The following is a 3,649-nucleotide window of genomic DNA, read 5'->3' as shown; positions in this document are numbered from 1 at the left end:
GCGCCGAGGGCCGCCACTACCACCTCATGCCGCTGGGGCGCCAGGGCCAGCCGCCATGGCTGGTGGCCGAAGTCAGCAGCCAGTTGATCGTGCGGCCGATGCGCGCCCAGTTGCTTCGCTGGCTGGCTGGCTGGGGCATGGGCGTGGTGGGCCTGGCCGGCCTGCTGGGCTGGCTGCTGGCGCGCCGCGTCAGCCGGCCGCTGGCGCGGCTGTCCGAGCACATGCGCGCGGCGCGTCCGCAGGCCTTGCCCCGTTTGCCCGATGGCGGACCGAGGGACGAAATCGGCGACATGACCCGCAGCCTCGACGCGCTGCTGGGCCGCACGCGCGACTTCATTGAGCGCGAGCAGGCCTTCAGCCGTGACGCCAGCCACGAGCTGCGCACGCCGCTGGCCGTGCTGCGCATCGGCCTGGACCGCCTGCATGCGCAGGCCGACGACACCCGGCGCCACGAGCTGCTGCCGCTGCAGACAGCGGTGCGGCTGATGGAGCAGACGGTGGCGACCTTGCTGATGCTGGCCCGCGAGCCGGCCACGGCACCGGTGGCGCCCACGCCCATCCTGCCGCTGGTGGAAGACTGGGTGCTGGCGCACGCGGCTGCGCTGGACGCGCGGGCCTTGCGCATCGACTGCCGGCTCGGCCCCGCCGACGCACTGGCGCTGCCGGCGCCGGTGCTGCAACTGGTGCTGGCCAGCCTGCTGGCCAACGCGCTGACGCACGGGCTGGCCGGGGGCTGCATAGCGATCGGTTGGCAGCGCGGCAGCCTGTCGCTGCGCAACCCGAGCGCGGGCGATGCAGCAACGGGGTCAGGCCTGGGCCTGGGTATCGTGCAGCGGCTGCTGGCTCAGCACGGCGGCTCGCTCGCCTTCGAGCAGGCCGAAGGTCAGACCGAGGTGCGCATCGCACTCAATGGCGCCGCGTAGCCGACATCAAACGCTCAGCGTCGCCACCAGGAACCAGTAGGCCAGCACCGCAACAGCCAGACACAGCGCAAAGGTCGCCGAGTTCTGTCTCATCTTGTCCTCCAGTCGGTGGCGGGGCCACAGCAGCGGTGAAGTCAGGCGCGCAGCAGCTTGTGCGCATAACGCCAAGTCTGCGGGCCGTTCGGAAACACTGTCGCCAGTGCGGTTTCCGACAGCCCCAGATGGCGCTGCAGCAGGGTGCTGAGCACCTGGCGGAAGTCGTTGGCCACGGCCAGGTCGCGGCCATCGGCCAGCGCCGGCTTGTCCAGCCCCGGCCAGTCGCCCTGCACCTGGCCGCCGGCCACCGGGCCGCCCAGCAGCCACATGACGTTGCCACGACCATGGTCGGTGCCGCCGTTGCCGTTCTGGCGCAGGGTGCGGCCGAACTCGCTGACGACGACGATGACGGTGTCCTTCAACGCATCGCCCAGTCCCGCGCTCAGCGCGTCCAGACCCTCGCCCAGGCTGGCCAGGCGGTTTGCAAGCTGGCCGCGCGCGGCGCCCTGGTTGACATGGGTGTCCCAGCCCCCCACTGCCGTGAAGGCGAGTTGGGTATGCGGGTCTTTGCGGATCAGGGTGCCAAGACGCCGCGCATCGGCGGCAAAGCGCCGTGCGGAAGGCGCACCGGCATCGGCGCTCGGGTCCATCGAGCGGGGCTCGGCGGCCGCCATGCTCCTGGCCATGTCTGCGCGCCCCTGGGTGGTGTCGCGCAGGGTGCCGCTGAGCAGGGCGTCGCCGGCGTAGAGCTTGGCCAGGCCGGCCTGCATCTGCGGGTTGTCGATGGCGCGGCGCTGCATGGCGTTCGGGCCCAGGCCCAGGCTGGCGACGCTGGCGCTGCCGGCAAAGATGCGCGGTGGCGTTTGCCCCAAGGCGATGGCGCGCGTCGGCGCGGGCTCACCAGGGAGCGCCGCCAGCAGCCGGTTCATCCAGCCATCGGGCGTGGACTTGCGGCCGGGCGTGCCGGATTCCAGATAGTCCTGCGCGTCGAAGTGCGAGCGCGTCGGGTCGGGCGAGCCGCTGGCGTGCACGAAGGCCAGCTGGCCGCCGTCCCAGTGGCGCTTGAGCGGGCTCAGGCTTGGGTGCAGGCCAAACAGCGAATCGAGCTTGAGGAGGCCGTCCTCGGCGCCCGGCGGGGGCAGGGCGATCTGCGGCCGGCTGGCTGAGTATTCGCGCTCGCCGTAGGGGGCGACGACGGACAGGCCGTCCACGGCGCCGCGCAGCATGACGACAACGAGCTTTTTCCGGGCACCACCCTGGGCTCTCACGAGGGACACGGGCAAGCCGCCGACGGTGAAGGCGCCGAAGTGCAGGAGTTGGCGACGGAGCATGGTGGCCTACCTTTTCATGAAATCAGGGCTGGCGAGCAGCAGGGCGAGCTGCTGGGCGGGCGGCTCGGTGGCCAGCATGCGGCGGGTCGACTCGCTGACGGCAGCGCCCAGCGTCGAACCCAGTCGGTCAGCGCTCATGCCGCTGCGCTGCCCCAGCGTCGTCGCCAGCTGCACGCGCTGCGTCAACGCCTCGGGGTTGCGCCAGGCGGCGGCCGTGTTCTTGTAGCCGTCGGGCGTGGCGGCGCCATACAGCGGCTGGCCGGCCTGGGCCAGGGCGCCGAGCAGGTTGCGCATGTCGGTGGGCTGCAGGTCCAGCGCGCGCAAGGAAGACAGCAGGTATTGGTAGGGCGTCTTGAACTTGGCCTGCCAGGTCTCGCGGCGCCAGAACTCGTCGGCGTCGATCAGCGTGCGGGTGAACTCGCGCAGGTCGCCGCCGCTGGTCTTGAAGTTGTCGGCCAGCTTCTGCACCAGGCTGGCCGGCGGATCGTCGGCGACGAAGGCCTGGGCGAACTTGAAGGCCAGGTGGCGCGCCGTCGCGGGGTGGGCGGCCAGCATGTCCAGCGCCTGCTCGCCTTCGGACTGGCCGGCGCCCTCGATGGCCTGCCCGAGCCAGGTCTTGCTGCCGGCGTCGTGCCGGCGCGCGTCGAAGGCGAACAGCTCGCCCCGGCCACCTGCCATGGCCTTGCGCTGGTCGATGCCCCAGCCGGTCAGCATGCGCGCCAGCTCGGTCACGTCGCGCTGGGTGTAGCCGCCGTCCACGCCCAGGGTGTGCAGCTCCATCAGCTCGCGGGCGTAGTTCTCGTTGAGGCCGCTGTTGCGCTGTGGGTTGGCCGCGCCGCGCCGCGGCGTGAAGCCGGGCGCCACGCTCTGCGCGTTGTCCAGATAGATGAGCATGGCCGGGTGGCGCGCCGTGGCGCCCAGCATGTCGCGGAAGCGCCCGAGCACATGCGGCCGGATGGCGCGCTGCTCGTAGTCGGCCACCAGCACACCCACGGGGCCCTTGCCGGCAAAGACGTTGAAGTGGTTGAACCAGAACTCGGTCAGCACCTCTTCCAGCTGGGCCGGGCTTTGCAGCGCGCGCGCCAGGCGAGCCGTGGCAGCCTCGGCCACGAGCGGCCGGATCTGCTCGCGCACCGCGTTGATCGCGTCGGCCTCGGGCGCCATGCCCCGGGCCTGCACCCGTCGCGCCTCGCGGGCCGCCTTGGTGGCCTCTCGGTAGCGCCCGAACAATTCGGCCTGACCCAGCTTGAGCACGTCCAGGCCGGCCAGGCGTGCGCTCAGCGCCTCGGGCTGCGGCAGGCGGCGCGGCGCCAGCTGCTCGGCCAGGAAGCGCTCCAGCCAGGGGCCTGCCCCCTGCGC

Annotated in this window: 3 protein-coding genes; 1 reads left to right on the top strand and 2 read right to left on the bottom strand. The window is 72.0% G+C overall.

The annotated features are described in order from the left end of the window. Positions 1 to 923: sensor histidine kinase (locus ACT6S0_RS27265; RefSeq protein WP_444766858.1), on the top strand; the 923-nt coding region annotated here is incomplete at its 5' end. Positions 924 to 1,057: 134 nt separating this feature from the next. On the opposite strand, the gene ACT6S0_RS27260 is transcribed toward ACT6S0_RS27265, so the two are convergent. Both ACT6S0_RS27260 and ACT6S0_RS27255 read right to left on the bottom strand, forming a co-directional pair. Beyond that, entirely contained in the window at positions 1,058 to 2,290 is a 1,233-nt protein-coding gene (locus ACT6S0_RS27260) for a DUF1501 domain-containing protein (RefSeq protein WP_444766857.1), read from the bottom strand. Positions 2,291 to 2,296: 6 nt separating this feature from the next. Beyond that, positions 2,297 to 3,649: DUF1800 domain-containing protein (locus tag ACT6S0_RS27255; RefSeq protein WP_444766856.1), on the bottom strand; the 1,353-nt coding region annotated here is incomplete at its 5' end.

Source organism: Roseateles sp. (assembly GCF_052436255.1).
Lineage (GTDB): Bacteria > Pseudomonadota > Gammaproteobacteria > Burkholderiales > Burkholderiaceae_C > Pelomonas.
Note: the sequence above shows the minus strand (reverse complement) of the source record. Positions and strands in the feature narration are given on the sequence as shown.

What these genes read in the sequence shown, in the direction of transcription:
- ACT6S0_RS27260 (WP_444766857.1), bottom strand. Translation starts at nt 2,290, where the DNA reads ATGCTCCGTCGCCAACTCCTGCACTTCGGCGCCTTCACCGTCGGCGGC.